The following is a 26,789-nucleotide window of genomic DNA, read 5'->3' as shown; positions in this document are numbered from 1 at the left end:
CCTTTGTTAAATTTTGCATTTTAAGTATCATAGCTAATAAATACATCTTATGAATGTTATTAAGCTCTTAACCATTTTTATTTTAATATCCTCAAGTGCTTACGCGAGTTGTATAGGTCACAGAACTTTTGTGCTTGCCATGAAGCAGCAAGTAGATAATACGTCTATGAAAGGGAATAGAAAAAATTCAGAACATATACACGAAAAGCTTCGGAAGATCATTCAGAATAATGTTAACCTCAAAGAAATATCTCGATTTGTAATAGGGAAATATTGGAATTTATCTACTCAAAAAGAAAAAGAAGAGTTTCTAAAAGAATATGAAGTATATCTCGCGCGTTTGTGCACTAAAATTTTGTATAAATACATAAATAATAGTGAAATGATTATAATGAGCTCAAAGGTAGTTGATGATGAAACTTGTTTAATTGGTACAAGACTTTCTTATGGTGATGAGGAATTTACAAGTATTGACTTTAAAGTTACTAAGAGTGATAGCTCTTTCTTAATAAGTGACGTTGTAATGAGTGGGATAAGTATCGCTATTAATCAACGTTCTCAATTTAGTGAAAAGATCGACACGAATGGCATGGCAAGTGTAATAGATGAATTAAAACGTAACAATAATTTATGATATACATGCCTCATTGGCCTAAGCTGATTGGCAGTAGGCCAAAGGATTTTTCTCTTGATCGCATAAAAAGTTTTCTAAATAAATTGGGTAATCCCGAGAAAAAAATACCGCCAATAATTCACATAGCTGGCACTAATGGCAAAGGATCAACACTATCATTTATAAGATATATAATGCAAGCAGCAGGGTATAAAGTTCATACGTACACTTCTCCACATTTAGTGAATTTTAATGAGAGAATAGTTGTTGCAGGCAATGATGTCGATGATAGTGAATTACATAACTCACTGGAAGAATGCCGTATAGCAGTTGCGGAACAACCTATCACTCTATTTGAGGCCACAACAATTGCAGCTTTCTTAGCTTTTGCTCGTCATAAAGCGGATATTACTTTAGTGGAGGTGGGTATGGGTGGAAGGCTTGATGCAACAAATGTTATAGATAATCCGATCCTAACGATCATCACTTCCATTGCACTTGACCATACAGAATATCTTGGTCCTACCGTAGAAACCATAGCAGGTGAAAAGGCTGGAATAATGAAACCTAATGTTCCTTGCGTAATAGCACCACAAGAAAAATCTATAACGAACACATTAGAACATCATGCAATAAATAAGAAATCTCCTCTGTATAGAGGAGGACTTGAATGGAATTGCGAAAAACAGAATAACAGGATGGTCTTTCAATCGACTATTCAATCAATAGAATTTTCTTTGCCATCTTTAAAAGGAGATCATCAAATAATCAATTCAGGAAACGCAATTGCAGCATGTAGCATTTTGAGTGGGAAGTATGGATTTAATATTGGAGAAGAGGACATTGCTTCAGGTTTACAGAGCACTTATTGGCCTGCGCGGCTAGAGTCCATAAAAGAAGGTAATTTAATTTCTTTATTACCAAAAGATTGGCAATTATTTCTAGATGGCGCGCACAACAATGATGGTGCCAAAGTGTTAGCTAAGTGGGTAAGAGACAATTTTGCTGAAGGTATCTATATGATCTTTGGTGTTACTCGTAACAGAAACGTTGCAGAGTTCTTAGAGCACTTAAAGCCATACATCAAACTACTATGCGCCGTTTGTGTTAAATCTGAACCTAAAGCAACAAGTACAGATTTAATCAGAGAAGGAGCTAATAAGATAGGAGTAAATGCTATTGAATGTGAATCAATCAGAGATGCTATATCAAATCACATACTAAAAGCTTCTATACAAAACGTCAAAACCATACTAATCTGTGGCTCGTTATTTTTAGCCAGAGATTTGAGTATGGAGAATAATCAACCTACTTGATGAGCCGAGACGTTAAAAGCACCATCAGGATTTACAATGCTGCTTGGCTTTTCGGTTGATGCTCCTATAGGTACATTTTGTTCGTCACCTATTCCTTCAGTTTTTATAAGATCTACAACTTTCCTCTCGTAGATTTCACTTGCTAAGCGTAATAATAAACTACAACCTAGTACTGTAGCAAATCCAATGAGTATTTTACTGTCTACGCAACTAGATTGACACTGTAACACCAAACCTGCTACTAATAAAATAGAAGGAAGATAATTTGAAATTTGGGAAGTAAGAATTAGATATTTAAATGCTTTACTTTTGGATATTTCATCTTTTAGCTCTTCTTGATCTAAATTTTCACCTTGTTCCCATTGAGGATTTTGCAAATCCATAGCTTTTTTCAATAAAGAAGCTATCAAATAAACAGATAAGAAAAAAGTTGTAACAAATGTTATTAGAGTCGCACTAAACAAAATGCCAGGTGCATCAGTAAAATTAGCAGCCTTATATAGCTTAACCGCCAAGTAAATATACGACACTAATGACGAGATGAGCAGTAGGATATTTACCCGAGTAAAAACAGCATAATACTCTGCACGCTTATCATTCTGACCTTGCTGAATTGATTGTAAATACCTTTTCCATTCCTCAGGAATGATTAATCCCTTATTCTTTCCACTTAGTGGTTTAATATATTGCAAAAGTGCTGCTTTATTTCTGTTAAGGGCTTGTATTTTTTCATCGCTACCTCCTGTTTTATCTGGGTGACACTTTATTGATAACCTTCTATAATTTTTTGCTATTATATTAGATATTTCTAAGAGCCTGTACGTGATCTCAAAAAAGGGATAGAATGAGAGGATAAAGTATATAAAGTAGGATATGCGAAGTTTATATCCAAGTGATATAAGTCGAGAAAAGTTTGAGATTATTGTAGCAGATCTGGAGTCTTGCAGGAAAAGGACAAAGCCAAGAACACTTGATTTATATCATGTATTTTGTGGAGTGTTATACGTCTTAAAAAGTGGCTGCCAGTGGAGAATGTTACCAAAAGAGTTTCCAAAATGGCGGAATTGTTACGACTATTTTAAGAAGTGGAGTGAAAAAGCAGATGCAAATAAAGAAAGTGTTCTGGAGCTGGTATTAAAAAAAAATAGTTGGCGTGGTCCGACAAAACAATGGTCGGAAAGAAAAAACCAGCTTCTGCATAATTGATGCACAAAGCGTAAAAAATGCAGATACTGCTGAAGAAAAAGGCTATGATGCAGGCAAAAAGGTTTCAGGAATAAAACGCCATATTGCGGTAGATACACAAGGTTTACCCCACGCAATTTATATAACAACGGCAGAAATAACTGATCGTAGTAGCGCTGTGAGAATGGTTAAAAATGCTAAAGAAAACCTATCTGAAGTTAAAAATATACTAGTTGATGCTGGCTACACAGGAGAAAATTTTGCAACACAAATAAAAGCAACTATTGGCGCTACCGTTGAAGTAATAAAGCGAAACGAATTACACACCTTTGTCGTATTGCCGAAAAGATGGGTTGTTGAGAGATCTTTTGCTTGGTTGCAAAAATGTAGGCGATTGTGGAAAAATTGCGAGCGGAAACTCAACACTAGCCTGCAAATGGTCGTTCTTGCTTTCGCTGCTTTGCTTCTGAAAAGATTATGAACAGGCTCTAAGAAGTTACGACCTTCTACTTCTTGTACTTGAATGCCTATCTCTTTGAATAAACTTTCATTATAATCGTATTCTCTTTTTCTTAACTTATATCCCATATCTCCACCTAATAAATTAACTAACTATTAATACTTTATAATATATAAAATTCTAAATTATGTCAATTCTTTCATTCATGCTTATTGTATGAATTATTTCTTTCACGACTGCCATGACAAGTGTATGAAAATTATCATTTAGTGCATAATAATGTTTAGGGTTACAGTTTTCATTGGTCATTTGAGTTACTCAAATCCAATTCATGCCAGTTCTATCTATCTTGTCACTTAAGTAGCCCTTTTTGTGTAATCCCAGTACCCTCTCTTTGATGTCATCCAAGTAGCTGACACTGGGATCCAGTTAAATTTACGAGTATAAAAGTAATCAATGTTTTGATGATTATGAAAAAGCTGGATTCCAGTGACCATCTACCATATAAATAGTACCTTCAAAAACAAACGTTAGTGCGGTTGTGTGTCCCACGCTGAATTACTTTAGCTACAAATATTAAGAAATTTACTAAGTAAAAAAAAGACAAAAGAACCCCCGTATAGCGAGTTTTGACCCTATAATAATTTAAATTGGCGTTATAATAATGTGCTAACGCTTATTTTAAGCGCGATTTGGCTGAATGTAGAAAAAATTTAAAAGACATGCAGCCGCTATAATTTTTATGTAATTTGCCAATAAATATCTGAGTTTTTTACTGAATTTTGCTGTTAAATCCGCGGAGATTAAAAACAAGGATAAATACTCTTGCTATCATAGTAAGGGGGATGGCGTAATTTGTCAAGTTAAATAAGCTAACTTATTAACATGTAATAATCAGGGAGCTATTGCAGATGTTAATGTTCACTAGCTTTGAGGTTTTAGTTTCATCTATTTGCGACTGACTAATCATAGTTCGAATGAAATTAGTTGCCATAAAGGTACAACCTAGAATAAAAAAAGCAACGGAAATAAAGGGGATAATAGGAAATTCAAGAGGTAATATAGATGTAATTCCTCCTATTAAAAATGAAACGTTAGATGTAATGTCGAGGCAGATCTTCATTAATTTATCTTGCCAAGAGGTATCGAGTTGCTTATTAAGGCCACACTGCCTAAAATGATCAGTTAATGACCATATATTTAAAGCAAGCGAAAGTGCACTTAGCATAGTGCTGACAATAGTACAGTACAAGCTTAAGGAAGAAATATTTAGGGCTAATGCTGCTATGTACCCACTCAAAGAAGCAATAGATAGTGCAGTAACTAAGCGTTTTGAATAAGTTCGTATTTTTTTCCTGTAAATAAGCCTCTCTTTCTCATAACCCATAAACTTAGCAGTAAATTCATATTATATCATAACATTAATTGACTTGAAAATCAATACAGAGTGCCCGAGAGAAGACTTGAACTTCCACAACTTGAAAAATTACTAGCACCTGAAGCTAGCGCGTCTACCAATTCCGCCACCCGGGCTTTTTGTGATTTACTATGTTAAAATAAAATAATATACTCAAATAGTTTTTAGCTCAAAGGTAATGCCAAATCTAGATCAAATATTTTTTGCTCAGAACAATGTTAATATTAATAATGTATATAAAATAGTCAACAACGCTTTGAGCAATAGTGATGGTGGTGAGCTATTTTTAGAGTTTTGCCAATCAGAATCCCTAATTTTTGATGATAATATATTAAAACATATGGATTTAAATATCAGAAGAGGATTTGGTCTAAGGTCTTTTTGTGAAGATAGTACGTCTTTTGTTTGCTCTTCTGAGATTAGCGAAAAAGAAATTAGTAAAGCTGCTTCTATGGTAAAAAGTTCAGCATCTTTAAGCAAAACAAATTCAGTAAACTTAAATGAGGAGGCAAAAAGCCTGTATTCAACGATTAATCCCATAAATGAAATGGACCTGAACTCAAAAATTAAACTGCTCAATGAGATTAATGAGTATGTAAGGTCGAAGAATAACTGCGTGAAGCAGGTAAAAATAACTCTAAATGGAGAATGGCAAGCTGTACAAATAATAAAAGATGATCACAGGTTAAGTGATATTAGGCCTTTGGTACGTTTTAATGTGCTAGTCATCGTAGAGAAAAATGGCCGAGCTGAGAGAGGTTCTGCAGGGCACGGTGGAAGAGACTCTTATAGTAAATTTGTTTCTGAGAAGAAGTGGAAAGAAGTTGCAAACCAAGCGTTAGAGCAAGCGCTGGTAAATCTTGAGGCAATTCCAGCTCCGGCTGGAGAAATGACGGTTGTTCTAGGTCCAGGTTGGCCTGGAGTACTATTACATGAAGCTGTAGGTCATGGACTTGAGGGCGATTTTAACCGTAAAGGAATCTCGGCATTTTCAAATTCTATGGGTAAACAAGTGGCAGCCAGTAACATTACTGTAGTTGATGATGGAACTCTACCTAATTTGCGTGGTTCTATTAGCATAGATGATGAGGGTACTTCACCTGGCTATAATGTGCTGATAGAAGATGGAATTCTCAAAGGATACATGCAGGATCATATGAACGCTAAACTCATGGGTGTAAGCCCAACTGGTAATGGTAGAAGAGAAAGTTACAAAGAAGTTACCATGCCACGCATGACAAACACCTATATGCTGCCAGGAAAACATACACCAGAAGAAATAATATCTAGTGTAAAGAAAGGTCTATATGCAGTAAATTTTGGTGGTGGACAGGTTGATATAACATCAGGAAAATTTGTTTTCTCATCTTCGGAAGCTTATCTAATAGAAAATGGTAAAATTATACAGCCAGTTAAAGGGGCAACACTCATTGGTGACGGTCCAACAGTGTTGAAAAAAGTATCAATGATTGGTAATGATCTAAAGTTAGATCCTGGTGTTGGTACGTGCTCAAAAGACGGACAAAATGTGCCTGTTGGAGTTGGTCAGCCAACACTCAAGGTCGATGCAATAACTGTTGGTGGAACTGAATGTTTAGATAAGGGCTAAGCGAACTCAGCTCATGCTGTACAATTGTACAAATATTATAACCATTATTCAAGTAGCTCATATAGATGCAAAAACTACTTAACAAATCTCTCTGCCTTCCTTGCCATAACGTGTATAACAATCTCACAAAAAATAATATCATAGAATTCAATAGGTGATCTTTAAAAAATCCTTAAGAAAAGTAAAATACTGTTTAAATAGGCCGATATAGATCGTTTTACGATATAATAAAATTATTATAAACAAGAACTTATAAACTCTAGCAAATGAATTTGTGAGTTTAGTGGCGTTAGGAATACCTGGCTCTTTTATGTGGATTGACATTCTCAATAACCTGCTCTAGAGATAGATTATATAATTTTGACAAGGTTCTTGGCATGTGATATTTTTCTCGAATATAGGGAATGGTATAAATGACTTTATATCTATATCCAGCTCTAGGGGAAGCTTCAATGTTTACGTCCATCCCTGATAAAGGATATTCTATGTCCATGTGCAGCTTTGGGGGATAGTTCTACTTTGAAGATTTCTTTCACTTTTACTATTGCGACTCCCGATTGGCTTTGTTGCATAGCTCAGATAAAAAGAACTGGCAGTTACTGACGAAATTCACTATAAAACAGGCATTTAACCTACGAAAGAAAAATATGCCAACTAAAATGAAGGTCAGTAACTGCCATGAATATAACAGATTTCTGCAAGAAAGAGGAAATATTTTTCATTTTATTAATGAGGCAATAGAAAATTGGTACGAAAATAGCTCCAAAATGCGAGGTGGAAATTATATTTATAGTAATAAAGTTGTGATTTTAGTGCATATAGTCGCTAGTCTCTTTAGAATTGGCTTAAGACAAACGGTAGGGTTTATAAAAGGATATTTGCAGCAAGTAGTTAGCAGTCATTAGCTATTCGCAGGCTTCAAGAAGGTTTAAAAAGCTCAATATTAAGATCAATGATTGCAGAGTTGACAAAAACAATATGGAAGATATTGAAATTACCATAGACAGTACAAGTATCAGATAATACCCCTGGTCACAGTAAGGAAAATAGCGAAGTATCGCAGTTATAAACAGGTAAGAAAGCTACACGTAATATTGAGTATAAATAGTAAAAAAGCTATAGCTGCACAATATAGCAATGGTGCCTACTCCGACCATTATGGTGCTTGCGACTTGCTCAGCTTTCAGCATGCTATAAAAGCATTATATGCAGACAGAGCCCCTATGATAGGCGCAAGCTTTATACATTGTGCAAAAATATGATATAAAGACAAAAATTTTACCGAAAAATCGTGCAGCGGAGCATACAAAATTGGATTATATGGCTGAAAGGAATGCTGCCATTAGATTATGTGGTAAAGACGGTGTGAAAGAGTGGAAGAAGGAAGCGGTTTATGGAAAAAGGTCATATATTGAAGGATTTTTTTCAAGATTAAAGCAAATATTTGGGTTTAGTTTTAGAAATAGATCTGAAGTAAATCGAGAAAAAGAGTTGCTAATAAAATGTTACTTACTCAATAAATTTACTGATATTGGCATGGCTAAGTTTGAGGTAGTTTCATGAATTTATTATGCTTTACCCACTATCCGATAAGCGATGCAACAAAGCCATCCCGATTCCACTGAAATCACTCTTTCCCTTAATTCATATTGATATGGTGACTCCATTTATTCCCTCACTTTCAGCTTTTTCTTGCTTTACCATATCTCTTCCCCTCTTGTCTCTATCTTTATGTATTAAGCTATATAACTCAAAATCTTGATGAAATGCAGAAAAGTTTTTTTAATTTCAGCTCCATCCTCGAAGAGTTAGAAAATAATTTTAAGCAAGTTAGTCAGAATTTTTCTGACGCAAAGGAACAAGTTTTAAATTTAGCTGTCAACTCTGAAGATTTGGCAGGCAAATTTCTTAATTATCACCCGAATATGTGCATAGTATAAAATTAGCTTGATAGACTTCAAGAGCTTTGCCTATGAAGTCAGTGTGCTTCTTGAAATGCAATATACTTTTATTACTTTAATTATGAAAATCCGTTAAGCCTTCTTGCCAATTACTACAATATTTTCACTTGGAAAAAAGTAGTCAGGTATAGCCATGTTTTTTGGTGCAGGACCGCCAATCACTCGGCCTGATGTGTCATAATATGAACCGTGACAAGGGCAGAACCAACCGTTGCCGTCTTTTGTAGCGTGATCAACTGGTATACATCCAAGATGGGTGCATATTCCAATCATAATTAACCATTCATCTTTCCCTTTGTATACTCTTTTTTCATCTGATTCAGGATCTCTCAAATTTTCTACATCTATGTCTCTTGCAGCCTCAATCTCTTGTTTTGTGCGCTTGCGGATAAATACTGGCTTACCTTGCCATTTTACCTTTTTTCCTTGTCCTTCTTGAATATCAGATAGATTAACCTCAACCGTAGAAATCGCTAAAACCTCAGCAGAAGGATTCATAGACTTAACCAATGGCCAAAGACCGCTTGCAGCTCCTATACCTGCCATGGCACACGTAGTTAATGTGATAAAATCTCTTCTACTCTTATTTTTGGCAAAATCTTTAACAAGAGATGTTTTTTTATTCTTCTCATTTGTCAATGATTTTTTATTTTTAGTTAACTTCTTATCCATCAATCTCTACTTGAACATAGACATATATTTTAATTTAAATACTATAGATTAATCAATAGAAATTTGCACTATTTGCTTAACCTTTGCTATACAGTTAAGAAGAAACAGAGTTTTCAATTTCGGAAATACTATCTTCAGTGGAATCAGGATCCTCAATTTTCGCTACTGACACTACCTTTTCTCTACTCTCTGTTTTAAACAGAGTGACTCCTTGAGTGCTACGTCCTGCAATTCTGATATCATTTACTGAAATACGAATTAACTTTCCTTTATCTGTAATAAGCATGATATTATCACCCTGTTCAACTGGAAAGCTAGCAACAACATTACCGTTTCTGTCGGTAGTAAGGATATTTGTAATACCAACACCACCTCTATTTGTTACCCTATACTCGTACGCAGAAGTTCTTTTACCAAAGCCATTTTCAGTAATAGTTAATATGAACTCCTCATTCATTGCAAGTTTTAAGAACAGTTTGTTATCTATTCCTAAATCATTCAAAGTTTTTTCCAATTTAGAATCAATTGAGTTGTTGGTTACAGCTTCCATCCTTTTTGCAAGCGGAACTCTTAAGTAAAGCTCTTTTGTTTCTGTTGCAATACCTATGCCGTTTAGTATGGTCATGGATATCACACTGTCATTTTTTGCAAGTTTGATACCTCTTACGCCATCTGAATTACGACTCTTAAATTGACGCACATCGCTTACAACAAATCTGATGCTTTTTCCAAGTGTTGTTGAAAGTAGAACATGATCAATTTCGCTACATACTTTAACTGATATTAACTTATCCCCTTCGTCGAGCTTTATTGCTATTTTTCCATTGCTTGGAATATAGTGAAAATCCGCTAAAGAGTTACGCCTTATGTTCCCATGAGCAGTAACAAAAACTATATTTTGATTTTCGTCATTCTCACTTGGAAGCGGCATAATGTTAGTTATTGTTTCACCATCACTAAGCGGAAATATATTAACAAGCGCTCTTCCACGTGCAGTTGGTTCTGCAAGAGGCAGTTTATAAACCTTTAATCTGTAAACTCGACCAGTATTAGAAAAGAATAAAAGACTAGTGTGGGTATTTCCAACAAATAATTTTGTAATTACGTCCTCCTCTTTTAATCCCTGTCCTAGCTTTCCCTTTCCACCACGATGCTGGGTTTTATAATGAGAGAGTTTCACACGTTTGATGTAACCATTCATAGTTACGGTCACTACCATATCCTCTTGTGGAATTAGATCTTCAGCTTCGATGTCCATATCTGATTCTTCTATTGAAGTTTTTCGCGGCACAGTAAATCTGTTCTTTATTTCTTGTAGATTGTTTTTTATTTCTTTCATCAACTTCTCTACTGAGCCAAGAAAAGCGATATATTCTTTTATCAGGTTAATCATTGAACTTAGCTCAGCTTCTAATTTGTCTTTTTCAAGGCCTGTTAAACGTTGCAATTTCATGTCAAGAATAGCTTTCGTTTGCAGCTCAGTTAATCTATACACTCCGTCTTTCAAAAAGCTCGTGCTGTCTGAGATTAATCTAATAATTGTGCTTATCTCAGCTGAAGTTTTCCATTCTTTATTTAAAAGTTCTCTACTTGCTTCCGCAGGATCTTTTGCACCACGGATGATTTTTATCACTTCATCTATGCTCAAGACCGCAATGTAGAGCCCTATATATATATGAGCTTTTTCCCTCGTTTTTCTTAGACGAAACTCTGTTCTCCTGATTAATACTTCTTTTCTAAAATCAATAAAAGCAGCTATAATTTCTTTCAACGACATCAAAGCAGGCCTGTTGTTGTTGAGGACTAAAGTGTTAACACTAAAACTACTTCTTAGTGGAGTTAGTCCCAATATTTGATTAAGTATAAAACTTGCTTCAGCATTTCTTCTGAGGTCAATTACTACCCTAATACCAGACTTATCAGATTCATCCCTAATTTCTGTTATGCCATCAATTCTTTTTTCTTTTACAAGCTCACCTATCTTCTCAATTAATTTTACTTTATTTACCTGGTAAGGTATTTCATCAATCACTATTGCTTGCCTATCTTGTGGCAGGTCTTCCATGTGAGTCTTGCCTTGCACAACAATTGATCCACGACCCGTTGCAAATGCTGATCTTATTCCAGACCTTCCAAGAATCGTTCCCCCAGTTGGGAAATCCGGTCCTGGCATCACTTCAAGTAACTCATCCAAAGTAACTTCAGGATTATCTATATATAACATACAAGCATCTATTATTTCTCCAAGGTTGTGAGAAGGAATATTGGTTGCCATACCAACTGCAACACCGCTTGCACCATTTACCAATAGATTCGGAAATTCTGCAGGCAGTACAACAGGCTCTGTTTCATTTCCATCATAGTTTGGCCTAAAATCAACTGTATCTTCGTCAATATCATTTAGTAAAAAATGCGACACTCTGTGGAGCCTTGCTTCTGTATATCGCATTGAAGCTGGCGGATCTCCATCTATCGAACCAAAGTTACCTTGCCCATCAATAAGTGGTAAAAGAAGAGAAAAATCTTGAGCCATCCTGACCAAGGAGTCATAGATAGCCATGTCACCATGTGGGTGATATTTTCCCATTACATCCCCGACTATACGAGCTGCTTTTTTATACGGTTTACCGGCATCGAACCCAGCCCTCGACATTGCGTATAATATGCGCCTATGAACAGGTTTAAATCCATCTCGCACATCAGGTATAGCTCGACTTATGATCACACTCATTGCGTAGGAGAGATAAGAATCCTCTAGCTCTTTCACTATTGAAACTGGTACTATGTTGTCTTGCATTTTCTATACTTTGATTGAAATAATTGTAATATTAATATTCAACTAGGCTAATGGGCAATGACAGACTTGAACTGCCGACCTCCTCGGTGTAAACGAGATGCTCTACCAGCTGAGCTAATTGCCCCTCTAGATATAATTCTATAGTTCAATGTTGTTGTTGTAAACAAAAATAGCGATACAAGCAACTCTTATGGAATCGCTGGGTGCACACTATGGAGTTGTATAAATTTTAGTCTTGCTGCTACCTTGTATAAAGGTATTCTTTCACTTGCATTTTTTGACATGTTCAACAACTTTGAATAACATGCTGTGGCATTTTTAAAATCTGAGAGCTTATCTAGAATAACAGCTAAATTATAGGTATAAAAAATATTGTTTTGATCTAAAGAAATTGCTGCTTTCATATATTCTTTAGCTTTTACGTAATCCCCTTTTTTCATATAGATCAAACCTAAATTTGCTGATAAAGGGGCGCTATTTCTGAGTGTATCATACAATTTCAACATTTCACTCAATGCTAAATTAGGATCATATTGTGAGATTATCGTCAGAAAATTCTTTAATACATAAGGGTTGCTAGGATATTCTTTTAACAGTCTTATGTAAATCTCTACAGCTTTTTTAAATTCTTTGTTAGCGTAATAGATATTCCCTAGTCCAATTAAAGCACTTTCATGATAAGGAAATTTTGCGATAATCTGATTGAGGAGAGAAGTAGCTGTTTCACTATCTCCTAACTCAAAGGAATCTTTTGCTTTTTTTAAAATAGAGTATATGTCAAAATTCTTGCCAGAATTCTGCGAAATTTTGATATTAAATTTGTCACTTTTTCTCTCGATAACATCAAGATCTTTATATTTTTTATCAGCTTTTATATGCTTGACAACACTATCAAAGACCTTCTGTATCTCCAAATTTTCACTAGCATAGGTAACAGAAGACCTCCATAAAATCACAACGCAAATTAACATGCAGACAAACATAGATCCTAGTGTTGTGGCATTGGCTGCAGCGCGTAACCAGTAAATCTTATTTCTTTGAACTATACGTAACACATTACAAATTCATAAATGCTAAATTACTTATCTAATATAATAATAAAGATATTATTAATTGGCAGATACTATTTAGAATGAGTTAAAAGAGCACTTCTACACATTCCATATGGTTGCCAATTACACTCCTCACATGCGTAGTCAAATTTCTCTAAAGACATTTTCTTTCTAATTCTTTTTACTGCTTCACTCCAGGTCAAAATCTCGCCAATTTTTATTCCTAAAATTTCCATATGCCTTCTATCTAGCTCTAAAACTTTAGCTTGTGTGGTACATTTACCTTGTTTAGTCTGGTTTGGGCAAACACTACAAATAGTGTCAAGATTATCAACTACTTCGATTTTAGTATTAGGATCACTAATTACTTTACTTGCTATCTTTTCATAATTTTCTACAAAGCTCTGAGAATATCCATACCCTTGAAATGCAAGAGTGCACATAAAATGATGAGGACGAAACCTTATCACTTTTTCAAATACTGCAAAGCTGCTACAAGTAGAAAAATTTTTACCAAACCAGGAAGGATGAATGGTAAAACACCTACCATTATTGCTTGTTTCAGACCTACGTAAATAGTAAGCCAACTAATACCACAAATAAAGATTACGACTGTACCCGCCAGACAACTTAAAGAATTACACATAAATGATTGATATTTAGAGTTCAGTAATTCATTTACTCTGCTCATTACTACAACAGCAACTAAACAGCCAATCAAATATCCACCTGTTGGCCCGAGAAAAATGTGATGACCACCAGAAAAATTCGCAAAAACAGAAAATCCTGCTGCACCAAGTGATAGATATGTAAGCACAGAATAGAATGCTGTTCTGCGGTTAAATTTAAGCCCAACAAGCATTAATCCTAAAGTTTGCAATGTGATAGGCACAGGCTGCAATGGTATGCTTATTTGAGCCATCAAGAATAAAAGTAAAACGCAAGACAATATTTCAGCCAGTGTTGACCTACTGCTTGATTGTGTTATAAACATATCTTCCCAATAAAAATAACTTACTAAATGTAATATATGTGTATAAGAAGTTTTGCAATTTAAATTTTGCTTATATTGCGCTACAATGAATTATTTATGCGCTATTTAAAAATGATGAGTAAACAAGATCTATTATCGTTGATGAAAGCAAGACACAGCGGACGTTCATACGATAATACAAGAGCAATATCTCAGAAAGAAATGGATATTTTAATAGAAGCTGTAAGGCTAACACCCTCGTGTTTTGGTGATGAACCTTGGCGATATGTGATATGCAACAAACAGAACAATCAAAGCGCATGGAAAAAATTGCTCGATTGCCTTGATGAATCTAATCAAAAGTGGGCAAAAGATGCACAAATACTAATTATATCTCTAAGCGCTAAGAACTTCCGCAAACAAGGTAAAGGAGAAAATTTTTGGGCTAAGCATGATACTGGTGCAGCAAATTATGCACTTATGCTGCAGGCTGCAGCTATGAACTTAATGGCTCATCAAATGGGTGGATTTGATAGAGATAAAATAGTTAAGAGATTCAATATACCTGATGATTTTAATGTAATGTCAGTGATAGCAGTTGGTTACGAAAAAGAGGGTGCTGAAGTCAAAGAAAAACAAAGAAGATCAATAAAAGAAATATTCTTTTATGACGAATGGCCAGCGAGCTGACTTGACCATTCTTCTCTTAATATCTTAAAAATCGAATTATTTGGCAAATAATTTTTTTTCATCCTACCCTCTTCAATTGCTTGCCAATCTTTCCACGATAATTTCTTACTTCCAAGTTCATAGTCCATACCATCCCATATATCTTCTCGAAAGCCATAAACAGCAAAATGCCAATTATATTCATTAAAAATAGAAGTAAGATCTCGAAAATAGTGCTCTAATCCTTTTGAGTAGCGGTGCCCGCCAAACTCTCCAGCAAGGATCTTATAATCTGGTATATTATACCTCTTTTGGAAAATTTTTACAGGTTCTATATATGATTTTAACTTATCTTTATTCCAATACTCTACTTTTTTTGCATCAAAAGATTGAACATGTCCAGGGTAGGCAAAGTTACCTTGGTTTAATTTTAAGTTTGTATAAGTAAAGGGCTCATATATATGAAATGAATAAAGAACATTTTTATCACTAACTGGTTCAAATTTGTTAAAAGTATTAGAGTCAGCATAACTGCTGCTATCAAGTATTATTGGGGTCTCTGAGTCAACTTGGCGGACACTGTTTACCACGCTGCTATAAAAGCCAAATAGATTCTTCTGAACTTTGCTTTGTTCTACGTTATAAATAGCCGAATCTGCAGTATTATAAAGCCTTTCTGGATGTGGTTCATTTAAGATATTATATCCAACAATAGCAGGATGATCTTTAAGCTCTTTCGCAAGATCTTGCCAAAATTTTGCTGCTTGTTTTTGAAAAGCTTGATCTGACCATAAACGTAAATCATCTTTATCGTTATTATTTTGCTTCCATCTAGATCCAGGTAAGCTAAGCATCGTTAATACTACTGGTATTTTTTGTTGATGAAAAGCATCTAAAATATCTTTCAGAACTTTCAGGTCTTTGGAAATCAGGCCCGGATAATTGTCTGCATTGCCTAAGAGGAAGTCACGTTGCGTAGTTTCAAATTTGTCAGGAGCAAGACGAATAAAACCAATTTTGTATTCCTTTGCTGCTTTGATTAAGTCACTATCAACTTTTCTATTGAAAACATTTGCCCCCTTTCTAACTCCAGTTTGCCAAAAGAGCATTTTGCTGTTCTCCGGTATTGACTTAGCACTCACATTACAGAAAACTATAGAATACAAAACAGCTGTAATTAGAAGAAAAATTTTCACTTATATAATTTTGCTATAATGGTAAGTAACCTAACAGACAAGATCCCGTTTGTAAAGATGCACGGTACTGGCAATAGTTTTGTTATCATAGACTCACGTTCAGCAAATAATTTAGACTGGAATTATAGACAAATTGCTGATCAAAGCAGTTGTGATCAAGTGATAATTATAACAATGTCTAATGCTGCAAACTGCTTTATGCATATCTACAATGCTGACGGTAGTCGAGCTGAAATGTGTGGAAACGCAGCACGCTGTGTTGGGTATTTGATAATGTTAGAAAAAGGTACTGAATATATCACTATTGAGCTGATAAATAATCGTATCTTAGAATGTTTTAAAGTAGGTGATAAATCAATAAAGGTCAATATGGGTAAACCACTGCTTAAATGGAATGAAATTCCTCTTTCTTGTGAATGCGATCCCCTTTATCTACCTATAGAGCTTGAAATGCTGAAAGAGCCAGTTGCAGTAAATATTGGTAACCCTCATATAGTTTTTTTTGTTGATAACATAAGCGAAATACCATTGCAGAATTTAGGACCAAAGCTAGAAAATCACGAATTATTTCCTCAGAAAACAAATGTTAGTATTGCACAAATAGAAAAATCTGGAGAAATAAACTTAAGAGTTTGGGAAAGAGGAACAGGTATTACTGCTTCATGTGGTAGTGCGGCTTGTGCAGCATTTGTTGCATCTATACTTCGTAAGTGTTTGGCTACTAAACAAACTTCAGTACATTTACCAGGAGGTCAGTTACTGATTGAGTGGTCAAAAAATATACTGATGACTGGGGATATAGGGTTTTTATGACCTAGGCTAGGCACTGACACTCATTACTTCTAACACCTTTTTACCAATCACAGCAGGGGTTTCTGCAATCGCAATCCCAGCACTGCGCATAACCTCTAACTTTGCACCAGCACTTCCGCCACTAGAGGAGATAATAGCCCCAGCGTGCCCCATACGTCTTCCTGGAGGTGCTGTTTGACCTGCTACAAAACCAACGATTGGCTTTTTAGTTTTTTCTGTTTTCACAAAATGTGATACATCCTCTTCTTCGTTTCCACCTATTTCACCAATAACTACAATACCATGAGTGTCATCATCTTTTAAAAACAACTCCATACAATCAACAAACGTCATACCATGAACAGGATCCCCTCCAATTCCTATACATGTTGACTGACCAAGACCAACAGCGGTTGTTTGTGCTACCGCTTCATAAGTTAAAGTTCCAGAGCGAGACATAATTCCTATATGTCCACGTTTGTGAATATGTCCTGGCATAATTCCTATTTTGCATTCTTCGGGTGTAATAACCCCTGGACAGTTTGGGCCAATCAATCGACTGTTTGAACCAGCGAGAGCGTGCTTTACCTTTACCATGTCAAGTATAGGAATGCCCTCTGTGATGCAAACTATTAATTCTATCTCTGCATCTATTGCCTCAAGTATTGCATCAGCTGCAAATTTAGCAGGTACATATATCACAGTAGCATTCACGTCAGTTTTTTCTTTAGCTTCTGCTACGGTATTAAAAATCGGTAAATTAAGGTGAGTGCTTCCACCCTTGCTAGGAGTTACACCGCCAACCATTTTGGTTCCATAGCTAATTGCTTGTTCTGAATGAAATGTACCTTGTGCACCAGTAAAGCCCTGGCATATTAATCTTGTATCTTTATTTACTAAAACAGACATACTCTACTTCACCTCTTGTACTATTTTCTGTGCAGCCTCGTCAAGTTCGTCTGCAGCAATAATACTTAGCCCTGACTCTTCTAAAATTCTTTTTCCTTCTTTGAAGTTAGTGCCTGATAATCTAACCACTAAAGGGACCTTAATATCTATTTCTTTTGCAGCTTCAACTATTCCATTCGCAATGATATCACAACGCATTATACCACCAAATATATTAACCAAAATTCCTTGTACATTACTATCAGATAATATAATTTTAAATGCTTCAGTGACAGTTTCCTTACTTGCTCCACCACCAACATCTAGAAAGTTAGCAGGCTCTGCTCCATAGTACTTTATTATATCCATTGTTGCCATAGCAAGACCTGCACCGTTCACCATGCAACCAATATTGCCATCCATTTTTATATAACTGAGACCATGCTTTGAAGCTTCTATTTCTTCTTTGACTTCTTCATCGTAATCACGTAGGCTCACGATTTCTGAATGACGGTATAGAGCATTGTCATCAAAATTAATTTTAGCATCAAGTGCAATAAAATCTCCAGCATTCGTTTCAACTAGTGGATTAATTTCTATCTGGCTCGCATCAGTTGTAATAAACGCATCATATATATTTTTTGCAATATTCGTTACCTTTCCTATTTGTTCTGAACTCAGATTAAAGCTATTGCAAAGCTTATTGTTATCAAGACTTGTAAAACCAGTAGCAGGGTCAATATTAAAATTCACAATCTTTGTAGGAGAGTTTTTTGCCACTTCTTCGATATCCATTCCACCTTCTGAAGAAAATATAAATACTAGCCTGCTAAGCTTTGGATCGACTACTAGACTCAAATAGTACTCTTTTTTAATGCTTGAACCTTCTTCAATGTATACTCTCTTTACCTGCTGTCCGCTTGGCCCTGTTTGATGAGTAACTAAAGTTATGCCAAGCATGTCCTTTACAAGTTGTTGAGCTTCTTTAGTTGACTTTGCTAGCTTTACGCCACCAGCCTTACCCCTACCACCTGCATGAATCTGAGCTTTAACCACAAACACGTCAGATTTTAGTTGATTTATTTGAGTTTCTACTCCTTCTGCAGATGTAGCAACAAAACCCTTTGGTACCGGGACATTAAACTTGTGTAAAATTTCCTTTGCTTGATATTCGTGAATATTCATAAGATAACTAATTATTAACCTTAGTAAAAACTACCAACCATAACGCTGTCTTCTGCATTCTTGCTGATACCTCTTTTTCCTTGCTTCAGCTTTTTTTTTAGCTGTTTTCTCTGATTTCTTTTCGTGATATTTTTTTTTCATTTTTAGCCCTCTTCCTTCCTTTTGAATTATTTTTTTCAACACTGGAAGAGCTCTATCTACATCACCATAATGGACTGATACTTCAATCAAACTCTATACCTCCTTCGGTAATCACTTCAAAATCCATTTATAAATTAGAAAATTAACATTGTCAATTATTTTATAAACTTGAGCGATAGAATATGATATGCAGTGATTTATATGAAAAAAGCTTCATTCTGCTGTCAATCATTTACTTGCTGATAAAAATTGCTCTTAGGTTACAGTGCTCTCGTAATTTTTCTAATCTCGGGGCGGAGAGATTTGAACTCCCGACCCTTTGGTCCCAAACCAAATGCGCTACCAGGCTGCGCTACGCCCCGACTTCTTTACTAAGAGTATCGATAGTTCGGAAAAATGCAAGTTTCATTTATTTCTTTTAGAAAAAATATAATGCAGATTTCTTTATATAGAGTGTCAAGTTGCACTAGCCATATTAAAAAATCTAGCTATACCAATTGGTGAAGGTTAATGCAGCAACTACAGCAGTATCAACTCTCAAAATTCTTTTTCCTAGACTCAGTTTCTGACAAAATTTATTGGCAGAATCAAGTTCGTAAGATGAAAAACCACCTTCGGGGCCAACAATAATAGCAACGTTTTTCTTGCCTTTTAGAACTTTATTAGGAGGTTGTCCTTCACCTGTTTCATCACACAAAACAAAATTTTTATTCTGGGAATCGGATAATTCACAAAAATTAATAGGAAGAAAAATCTGTGGTATACTTGTCCTACCGGATTGTTCCGCAGCTTCAATTGCCTGTAATTTCGCTCTACTTAGGTTAATGTTTTTTACTACTGTACGTTCTGTTGAAATAAATTGAATGCAGGTTACTCCCATTTCAGTTGCTTGTCTTACTATGTTGCTTAAGGCGCCGCTTTTTACCAGAGCACAATACAAACATAGATTTTTTTCATGTTGTTGTTGTTTAGTGCGTTCTTTTATTATAATTTTTGTCGATTTACTTGATATATTCACCACTTCTCCTAACCATTCTCCATCCTTTCCATTAAAAAGATAGATGTTATCATGCTTCTTAAGCCGCATTACATTGTAAATATAGTGACTTTGTCGTGGATGAAGCGCCAAACTTACATTTTGTGATAAAGCTTCTTCAACATAAAGCCTAATTTTTTTCATTCAAAACTTTAGTTATTTGCATTCTGTTTGAGTGACTCTTACGGGATTTGAACCCGTGTTACCACCGTGAAAGGGTGGTGTCCTAACCACTAGACGAAAGAGTCGACTTGAATCTAACTGAGTTATATCGATTATACATATAAAGTCAATTCAATTATTTTGAATCACACAGTTAGAGTGATATATCAGTGATTTTATATCGACAGTCTCCTATTACCCCATGTTCAATGCTTACTGAACCTATCTCAGATTTAGGAGCTTTAGATCCTAATTCTAATTTTTGTTCAACTTTTGTATCTGAATCATAGCCAGAATCGTATCCAGAATCTCTACGCTCAAAATTTTGCCTTATTTCTTTTACGTTAAAGCCAGCCTTGGTCTTGATTTGCTGACTCGCTGGCTTATTAGCACTTTGCTCATTTAGTTTTATTTGCAAATTATTTACTTTATCCTGCACTAATCCATGATAAGTTCCAGAATTAGCCTTTATATCCTTTATTTTCCTTTCTGCTCTCTTTTTGAATAAATCTACTTTAGCATAAATAGGTTCTGACTGTTCTTTATGATTTAAGCTAGCAGGCTTTTTTTGCTCTGAAAAATTATCTACATCTTCATAAATAGGTTCTCCTGATATACTAGAATAACCACTATCTTTCAATGATAAATTTTCAGTAGATCTTTTATGTGAATCATATACTTCAGCATAAATGGATTCTTCCGATACGCTCAACTCTTCTAATGAGTTACTAACCTTAGCGTCATACACCTCAGCATAAATGGGCTCTTTTAAAAGCAAAATATCATCATGCTCAAAAATTCTAGGAGGTTTTTTAGGTGAGTTGGCCTTAAATTTTAGCTCTACTTCCTCTTTAAGCTTGTCACAACCTTCCGCTTGTTTCAAAATCTCCAATATTTCTTTTCTTTCTTTTTTTATTAGCTCACCAAGCACTAAACAACATTTTTCTTTACGATCTTTGAGACTGTCCTTATCTCCGTACTGCATAGCTTCTGATGCTATTTTGTATTGAAGGATTACATTTCCTATACTATTATTTATTTCATTAATATTTGCTCCAGCACTAATAAGTAACGTCATTACATTATGATCAAGATTTGTTACTGCATACTCTAAAGCTCGATTTAAAGTTTGATCATTATTCAAGTCAAATGACCCCTTGTTCCTAAAAGGATTAATTCTAGAAAAGAGTTTTTCAAAGCTGTTTACTATATTATGAAGATTTAAAGCTAGCCTCACGCCTCTTATATTACTATTTCTAGCGGATTTAATTAAAAAACTATCTACTATACCCATGATTGTACCCCTCTATATAAAAGCTCACCATTGTGGTACAATTTTAAACTATAACGATTTATTTTATATTAATAACCGCTTTTCACACCCACTTAACAAGAGGCGGCATCGACATCATAATTGCATCGGGGTTACCATTAGTCATTAAACCAAACCTTGTACCACGATCATAAAGAAGATTGAACTCCACATATCTGCCACGTTTTATCAATTGTTCTTCTCGTTGTTCTTTTGTCCAAGATTTTTGCATATGTTTGTGTATGATGTGTAAGTAAATTTCTAAAAAGGCTTCACCTACTGCTTTTGTGAACTCAAAATCATTTTTCCAGTTGCCAGAAGTTAGATTGTCATAAAAAATTCCACCAATACCACGTGGCTCTTTTCTATGTTGTAAAAAAAAGTAATCATCACATTGCTTTTTAAATTTCGGATAATATTCGATGTTGAACTCATCGCAAGTTGCTTTAATTGATTCGTGAATATATTTGCAATCTCCCTCATCTTTATAAATTGGAGTAAAGTCCATTCCTCCACCAAACCATTGTTTTGAGGTATATATCAGCCTTGTGTTCATATGTGCTGCAGGGATAAGGGGAGATTGCATGTGAGACACTAAAGATATACCGCTTGCCCAAAACTCTCCATTGCTTTCACTTGCACCAGGAATTTCATTAATGGCTGAGTCTGCGAGCTTTCCGTATACTCTTGAAACGTTTACTCCAACTTTTTCAAAAATATTACTAAAGATAATTGTAGATTCACCACTTCCTCCACCTGGTCGGTTCCACTTTCTTTTTTCGATTTTTGGTTCTGTGAATGACTGCACCTCAATTGATAAGAAAGATTCGGTGATCTTGTTTCTCAGTGCGCAGAACCATTCAAATGCTTGTGTCTTTTGTTTTTCCATAATGCCTTCTGTTGGCTTATTAATATTATTGTACTCTATATTTACAGGACTTAATTAGATTGGGATAGTAACTACCCATCAAGGATGTTAATAAATCTATAATAATTAAATCAATATAGTAGAATATTTTTATATGTGCAAGGATGCCAAGCAATAATAATGAGTAAAAGATACATAGATAACAAAAAAGAGAACAGAGTTGACTTCATACTAAGAAATTATGGGATGTCAATTATTGTGATGGCAGTCATTATGTTCTTACCTCCAATAGCAATATCAGTACTCTATTTTTCTAATGTATATAGTCAGCATGTTAATATAGAGATTAATTTATTAACTAGTACTCTAATGACTCTCTTCGTGGTATATAATATAAAACGTTACAAGTATCTACTTAATATCATAGAGTTTCAAAATGCAATATTTGCAAATGCGCTGAATCATAATACAGAGTTTTGTCTCATTTTACATAAAGATGAGGGTATTATTTATGCTGATGCGAGGTTCTACGAAAGGTTTAAAGATCACATAAACGATGATGTTACGCTAGATAAAATTCTTGAAGCAGGAGATGTTTCAGAAAAAGACAGAAAATCACTCTATCATGCATTAAGAAATAACACTTCTGTAAAAGTATGCATTTCCTTAAACAAGAAGAGTAGAATATCTAACTTTCTTTTGCTCTCTGAACCAATACCGGATAATCCACAAATTGCTATAAATAGTAATAAGACTTTAAATTTATCATTAGCCCCAATAGCAAGACCGAATGGGTATTTTGTACTAAAGGCAACACAGGTAAACAAAGAGCAGGTATATGAAGAGTTGATAGAGAAACACAATATAGCAACTTACGTTGCAAATACAAAAGGAGGTATCTTATCTGTAAATAAAAGATTTTTAGACATGTTTGAACTAAAAAAATTGGAAAAAGGTAGCTCAATCAATGATTTTATATCTCAATCTAAGTATGACGATACAATAACCAAAAATGAAATTATGTTTTTTACTATAAGCGGTGCTCCATTTAAGGCTTATATGAGTACTGCTATATTTTGTGATAAATACAATCATAGCTATATACACGGCTTTATAACACCAACTGAATCAAATATTGTTGATTATCAACTACACCCTTGTTTTACAAATTCGTCAATTGCTATTGCACAATGCGACATAAATGGCAATTTTATAAAGAAAAATATAGCATTAGTAAAACTTGCGGGGTCAAATAATGGTTCTATCTTTGCATTGATATCAGATGGTTATCATATGAAAGTGCGTGAATATTTTTCAAGTAATAGGATAAATAATGCGTCCTTTGATGTGCAGCTCAATGGCGGTAATAACATGAAAATATATTTTAATAAATTTCTTCATAATAAAGTGATGTTCATACTTTGTTATTTTATTGATAATACTGAACGTAAAAAACTAGAGATAAAACTTGAGCATTATCAAAAGGTGCAAGCTATAGGGCAGTTAGCAGGTGGTATTGCACATGATTTCAATAATATATTAACCGGAATAATAGGATTTTGTGATTTGCTTTTACTCCAGCACTCAGCTAGCGATCCATCTTTTGGAGATATAATACAGATACAGCAAAATGCAAAACGTGGGTCAAATTTAGTAAGACAACTGCTTGCTTTTTCAAGAAGACAGACTTTGCAGCCAAAGATTATTAATGTAAATGGTACGATAGCTAATCTTTATGAAATGATCAAAAGATTAATAGGTGAAAATATAAAATTTAATATTTATTATGGTAGCGATTTGGGTGCTGTTAGGGCTGACCAAGGACAATTAGAGCAAGTTATGCTTAACTTAGCAGTTAATGCTGGTGCTGCTATGGAAAAGGGGGGAGAGTTAACTATACGAACCTTTAATCAAAAGGTTGATTCATTAAATTCTACACCTCAGGATATGTTTTCTCCAGATAAGGAAACGATTGAACATGGAAATTATGTTGTGATTGAAGTGATTGATACTGGATGTGGAATGACGAGTGATATAATTGAAAAGGCATTTGATCCATTTTTTTCTACCAAAGATATTACTTCTGGTACAGGTCTTGGCCTCTCTACTGTATATGGCATTATTAAACAAACCGAAGGATACATCTATGTTGCTAGCAAAGTAAATCATGGAACTAAATTTAGCATATTTTTGCCCATAGTTTACATATCGGATGAAAATGATAAAGAGGAAGATAGTAAAGAAATAGAGAAACCGGTAGAGATTAAAGGTAATGGTATAATTTTATTAATTGAAGATGAAGATTCAGTAAGGGAATTTACTGCTAAGGCTCTTACAAGAAAAGGATTTAATGTAATAGAAGCGAGTATAGGCAGCGAGGCACTAGAGATCATTAGAAAAAAAAATCAACACATAGATCTAATAATCACTGATGTAATCATGCCAGAGGTGAGTGGTCCAGAAATAGTTAAAGAAACATTGATACATAGGCCAAACATCAAAGTTATTTTTATTTCTGGGTATGCAGAGGATGCTTTTTTAAAGAGCGATGAAATCAATATAGAAGACTTCCATTTTTTACCCAAACCATTTACTCTGAATGAGTTAGGAAATAAGGTTCAAAGTGTGTTACACAAGACAAAAAAAGGCAGTTTACTTTGAGCATGATTGGCAACAAAAAAATTTTTCTAATGCAAAAATTTCTTGCATATATACAATAGAGTTATTTTATACATAAGATAAAAGGCGTGAGCAAGATCATTGCAATAGTAAATCAAAAGGGTGGAGTTGGTAAAACCACAACTAGTATAAATTTATCAACAGCCTTTGCTGCTGTGGGAAAAAGTACTTTATTGGTAGATCTTGACCCTCAAGGAAATGCTAGTACAGGACTTGGGGTTTCTTATCGTAGCAGGGAAGAAAAAAATATATATAAAATACTGCTGAGCAGCGAAAGTGAATTGGTGAAATCGGCAATTTTCAATATAAAGGAAATTCCAAATCTATCGCTGATTTCATCAGTGGTTGACTTATCAGCTGCAGAAATTGAGCTATCACAACTTGAGCAGGGAAAATTCGTACTAAAAGATACGCTAGAGAAAGTACGTAATAATTATGAGTACATAATTATAGATTGTCCTCCATCACTTGGTCTGCTTACTATCAATGCTCTGACCGCTGCTGACTCGATTATTGTTCCTCTTCAGTGTGAATTTTTCGCTCTGGAAGGATTAAGCCATTTAGTTAAGACTGTAGAGCTGATAAAAAGAAATAACCTAAACCCTTTCCTGTTAATAGAAGGAATATTGCTCACAATGTATGACAGACGCAACAAACTTAGTGAGCAGATTAAAAATGATATTTGCCAATATTTAAATGATAAAGTATATAAAACTATTATCCCCTTGTATGAGACCATTATTCCACGTAATGTACGGCTATCAGAAGCACCTTCTCATGGAAAACCTGCTATTGTATATGATCTTAAGTGTCCTGGTGCACAAGCATATATAAGTTTGGCAAAAGAAATTTTAAAGAAACACATGAGCATCTGTAAAGAGAAAAAGCTGATAAGTGAGGGTGCAGCATGAAGGACAATAGGCGCTTAGGTAGAGGTCTTGCTGGCCTCATAGGCGATAATTATGATAATAAAGAAGATCGGTTACCTATTTCATTACTACACCCGAGCAAATTTCAGCCGAGAAAATATTTTGATGAGGAGTCATTAAAAGAACTTGCAGGTTCGATAGAGAAAAATGGTATAATACAACCTGTTGTGGTGCGCAAAGATCCAAATAATGAAGGTTACGAAATAGTAGCAGGGGAACGTCGTTGGCGAGCAAGTAAGGTCATAAATCTTGATAGTGTACCGGTTATCATAAAAGATTTAAATGACAAGGAATGCTTAGAAGTATCGATAATTGAAAACATACAGAGGCAAGATATTAATCCAATAGAAGAAGGTGAGGCGTACAGAAAACTAATAGATGAATTCTCCTATACACACGAAGAATTAGCCTCAACTTTAGGTAAAAGCCGCAGTCACATAACCAATATGATACGAATGCTATCACTCCCTAATGGAGTAAAAACAATGATCAACGAGAAAAAATTGTCTATGGGTCATGCAAGAGCATTGATTAATGTTGAAAATGCGGAAAGTATTGCAGAAAGAATAGTTTCTCAGAGCCTGAGCGTTAGACAAACTGAAAAATTGATAAAAGACTTACAACAAAATAACGACCGAAAAGAGCATAAGTGTACTAAAAATCAAGATATGGCAGCATTAGAAGGAGCTATATCTTCTCAGCTTGGTTTAAAGATCAAAATTAATGACAGTAATTCTAAGGGTAAAGTCATGATACGTTATAACAACTCAAATGAATTGGATTTTATATTGAAAATTTTGAATAGAAGACTTGAATCAGCTATTAATGTCGAAAGCAGCTCATAGAAATTTCTTGACAAACCTTCCCACTTTCCTTG

General features: G+C 34.8%; 25 protein-coding genes and 4 tRNA genes. 11 read left to right on the top strand and 18 right to left on the bottom strand.

What is annotated here, in order from left to right:
* Positions 1-49 precede the first annotated feature (49 nt).
* Positions 50-634, top strand: coding sequence for a phospholipid-binding protein MlaC (locus tag ABWU24_RS04350; RefSeq protein ID WP_015588148.1), 585 nt, complete (start codon positions 50-52; stop codon positions 632-634).
* Complete coding sequence (locus tag ABWU24_RS04345) at positions 631-1,929, top strand: bifunctional folylpolyglutamate synthase/dihydrofolate synthase (protein ID WP_015588147.1); 1,299 nt, start codon at positions 631-633, stop codon at positions 1,927-1,929. The genes ABWU24_RS04350 and ABWU24_RS04345 overlap by 4 nt, the downstream gene beginning before the upstream one ends.
* Here ABWU24_RS04345 and ABWU24_RS04340 read toward each other — a convergent pair.
* Entirely contained in the window at positions 1,917-2,621 is a 705-nt protein-coding gene (locus ABWU24_RS04340; RefSeq protein ID WP_353274499.1) for a molecular chaperone DnaJ, read from the bottom strand. The genes ABWU24_RS04345 and ABWU24_RS04340 overlap by 13 nt on opposite strands.
* 181 nt (positions 2,622-2,802) lie before the next feature.
* Here ABWU24_RS04340 and ABWU24_RS04335 point away from each other — a divergent pair.
* Positions 2,803-3,595 (top strand): IS5 family transposase gene (locus ABWU24_RS04335; RefSeq protein ID WP_341815401.1). Its coding sequence is split into 2 segments (ribosomal slippage): positions 2,803-3,066 and positions 3,068-3,595, totalling 792 coding nucleotides; the frame shifts between segments, so codons are not numbered across the junction.
* 859 nt (positions 3,596-4,454) lie between these two features.
* Here ABWU24_RS04335 and ABWU24_RS04325 read toward each other — a convergent pair.
* Entirely contained in the window at positions 4,455-4,961 is a 507-nt protein-coding gene (locus ABWU24_RS04325; protein ID WP_341815646.1) for a hypothetical protein, read from the bottom strand.
* A 61-nt stretch (positions 4,962-5,022) separates the two neighbouring features.
* Positions 5,023-5,107 (bottom strand) — tRNA-Leu (locus ABWU24_RS04320).
* A gap of 62 nt (positions 5,108-5,169) precedes the next feature.
* Between ABWU24_RS04320 and tldD the strand changes: the two genes are divergently transcribed.
* The 3 genes from tldD (at position 5,170) to ABWU24_RS04305 (ending at position 8,163) form a co-directional block, all read left to right on the top strand.
* Positions 5,170-6,600, top strand: coding sequence for a metalloprotease TldD (tldD, locus tag ABWU24_RS04315; protein WP_341815645.1), 1,431 nt, complete (start codon positions 5,170-5,172; stop codon positions 6,598-6,600).
* A 647-nt stretch (positions 6,601-7,247) separates the two neighbouring features.
* Positions 7,248-7,505, top strand: coding sequence for a transposase (locus ABWU24_RS04310; protein WP_051063876.1), 258 nt, complete (start codon positions 7,248-7,250; stop codon positions 7,503-7,505).
* Positions 7,506-7,848: 343 nt separating this feature from the next.
* The gene (locus tag ABWU24_RS04305; RefSeq protein ID WP_341815644.1) at positions 7,849-8,163 is read left to right on the top strand and encodes a hypothetical protein; all 315 of its coding nucleotides are present in this window, start codon (positions 7,849-7,851) and stop codon (positions 8,161-8,163) included.
* A gap of 470 nt (positions 8,164-8,633) precedes the next feature.
* Here ABWU24_RS04305 and petA read toward each other — a convergent pair whose 3' ends face one another.
* From petA to ABWU24_RS04275, 6 genes are all read right to left on the bottom strand, one after another.
* A complete protein-coding gene (petA, locus tag ABWU24_RS04300; RefSeq protein ID WP_015588143.1) occupies positions 8,634-9,233 on the bottom strand; it encodes a ubiquinol-cytochrome c reductase iron-sulfur subunit in 600 nt (199 codons plus the stop codon).
* 94 nt (positions 9,234-9,327) lie between these two features.
* Positions 9,328-12,030 carry a DNA topoisomerase (ATP-hydrolyzing) subunit A gene (gyrA, locus tag ABWU24_RS04295; protein ID WP_341815643.1) on the bottom strand — a complete coding sequence of 901 codons (2,703 nt, stop codon included), beginning with the start codon at positions 12,028-12,030 and terminating at the stop codon, positions 9,328-9,330.
* 51 nt (positions 12,031-12,081) lie between these two features.
* A tRNA-Val gene (locus tag ABWU24_RS04290) sits at positions 12,082-12,154 on the bottom strand.
* A 64-nt stretch (positions 12,155-12,218) separates the two neighbouring features.
* Entirely contained in the window at positions 12,219-13,085 is an 867-nt protein-coding gene (locus ABWU24_RS04285) for a tetratricopeptide repeat protein (protein ID WP_341815642.1), read from the bottom strand.
* Between the two features lie 68 nt (positions 13,086-13,153).
* Positions 13,154-13,552: a DUF1284 domain-containing protein gene (locus ABWU24_RS04280; protein WP_015588140.1), complete on the bottom strand. Its 399-nt coding sequence runs from the start codon at positions 13,550-13,552 to the stop codon at positions 13,154-13,156.
* Positions 13,549-14,076 carry a biotin transporter BioY gene (locus tag ABWU24_RS04275; protein ID WP_341815641.1) on the bottom strand — a complete coding sequence of 176 codons (528 nt, stop codon included), beginning with the start codon at positions 14,074-14,076 and terminating at the stop codon, positions 13,549-13,551. Before ABWU24_RS04275 ends, ABWU24_RS04280 begins: the two co-directional genes overlap by 4 nt.
* A 96-nt stretch (positions 14,077-14,172) precedes the next feature.
* On the opposite strand from ABWU24_RS04275, the gene ABWU24_RS04270 reads away from it, so the two are divergent.
* Entirely contained in the window at positions 14,173-14,745 is a 573-nt protein-coding gene (locus ABWU24_RS04270; protein ID WP_341815640.1) for a nitroreductase family protein, read from the top strand.
* Here the strand turns inward: ABWU24_RS04270 and ABWU24_RS04265 are convergent.
* Positions 14,721-15,866, bottom strand: coding sequence for a glycoside hydrolase family 5 protein (locus ABWU24_RS04265; protein WP_341815639.1), 1,146 nt, complete (start codon positions 15,864-15,866; stop codon positions 14,721-14,723). The genes ABWU24_RS04270 and ABWU24_RS04265 overlap by 25 nt on opposite strands.
* 72 nt (positions 15,867-15,938) lie before the next feature.
* Between ABWU24_RS04265 and dapF the strand changes: the two genes are divergently transcribed.
* Positions 15,939-16,733 (top strand): diaminopimelate epimerase, encoded by a 795-nt coding sequence (gene dapF, locus ABWU24_RS04260; RefSeq protein ID WP_341815638.1) that lies wholly within the window; start codon positions 15,939-15,941, stop codon positions 16,731-16,733.
* A 6-nt stretch (positions 16,734-16,739) separates the two neighbouring features.
* Here the strand turns inward: dapF and sucD are convergent, their stop codons facing one another.
* The 8 genes from sucD to hemF all read right to left on the bottom strand — a co-directional run bounded on the left by sucD (position 16,740) and on the right by hemF (position 22,325).
* A complete protein-coding gene (gene sucD / locus ABWU24_RS04255) occupies positions 16,740-17,621 on the bottom strand; it encodes a succinate--CoA ligase subunit alpha (RefSeq protein ID WP_341815637.1) in 882 nt (293 codons plus the stop codon).
* 3 nt (positions 17,622-17,624) lie between these two features.
* Positions 17,625-18,785: an ADP-forming succinate--CoA ligase subunit beta gene (sucC, locus tag ABWU24_RS04250; RefSeq protein WP_015588135.1), complete on the bottom strand. Its 1,161-nt coding sequence runs from the start codon at positions 18,783-18,785 to the stop codon at positions 17,625-17,627.
* A 30-nt stretch (positions 18,786-18,815) separates the two neighbouring features.
* Entirely contained in the window at positions 18,816-19,016 is a 201-nt protein-coding gene (gene rpsU, locus ABWU24_RS04245; RefSeq protein ID WP_015588134.1) for a 30S ribosomal protein S21, read from the bottom strand.
* Between the two features lie 198 nt (positions 19,017-19,214).
* Positions 19,215-19,288 (bottom strand) — tRNA-Pro (locus ABWU24_RS04240).
* A 122-nt stretch (positions 19,289-19,410) separates the two neighbouring features.
* A complete protein-coding gene (locus tag ABWU24_RS04235) occupies positions 19,411-20,106 on the bottom strand; it encodes a 16S rRNA (uracil(1498)-N(3))-methyltransferase (RefSeq protein WP_353274497.1) in 696 nt (231 codons plus the stop codon).
* A gap of 32 nt (positions 20,107-20,138) precedes the next feature.
* Positions 20,139-20,210 (bottom strand) — tRNA-Glu (locus ABWU24_RS04230).
* Positions 20,211-20,278: 68 nt separating this feature from the next.
* Positions 20,279-21,418, bottom strand: a complete 1,140-nt coding sequence (locus ABWU24_RS04225) for a hypothetical protein (protein WP_341815636.1) — start codon at positions 21,416-21,418, stop codon at positions 20,279-20,281.
* Between the two features lie 82 nt (positions 21,419-21,500).
* Complete coding sequence (gene hemF / locus ABWU24_RS04220; RefSeq protein ID WP_015588132.1) at positions 21,501-22,325, bottom strand: oxygen-dependent coproporphyrinogen oxidase; 825 nt, start codon at positions 22,323-22,325, stop codon at positions 21,501-21,503.
* A gap of 159 nt (positions 22,326-22,484) precedes the next feature.
* Here hemF and ABWU24_RS04215 point away from each other — a divergent pair, with 159 nt between their 5' ends.
* The 3 genes from ABWU24_RS04215 to ABWU24_RS04205 all read left to right on the top strand — a co-directional run bounded on the left by ABWU24_RS04215 (position 22,485) and on the right by ABWU24_RS04205 (position 26,757).
* Positions 22,485-24,965: a response regulator gene (locus ABWU24_RS04215; RefSeq protein WP_341815635.1), complete on the top strand. Its 2,481-nt coding sequence runs from the start codon at positions 22,485-22,487 to the stop codon at positions 24,963-24,965.
* Positions 24,966-25,051: 86 nt separating this feature from the next.
* Positions 25,052-25,894 carry a ParA family protein gene (locus tag ABWU24_RS04210; protein ID WP_108784374.1) on the top strand — a complete coding sequence of 281 codons (843 nt, stop codon included), beginning with the start codon at positions 25,052-25,054 and terminating at the stop codon, positions 25,892-25,894.
* Positions 25,891-26,757, top strand: a complete 867-nt coding sequence (locus tag ABWU24_RS04205) for a ParB/RepB/Spo0J family partition protein (RefSeq protein WP_108784373.1) — start codon at positions 25,891-25,893, stop codon at positions 26,755-26,757. The genes ABWU24_RS04210 and ABWU24_RS04205 overlap by 4 nt, the downstream gene beginning before the upstream one ends.
* Positions 26,758-26,789 lie beyond the last annotated feature (32 nt).

It is taken from the genome of Wolbachia endosymbiont (group B) of Hofmannophila pseudospretella (assembly GCF_964028515.1).
Taxonomy (GTDB): Bacteria; Pseudomonadota; Alphaproteobacteria; order Rickettsiales; family Anaplasmataceae; genus Wolbachia.
This window is presented reverse-complemented; position numbering and strand designations above follow the sequence as displayed.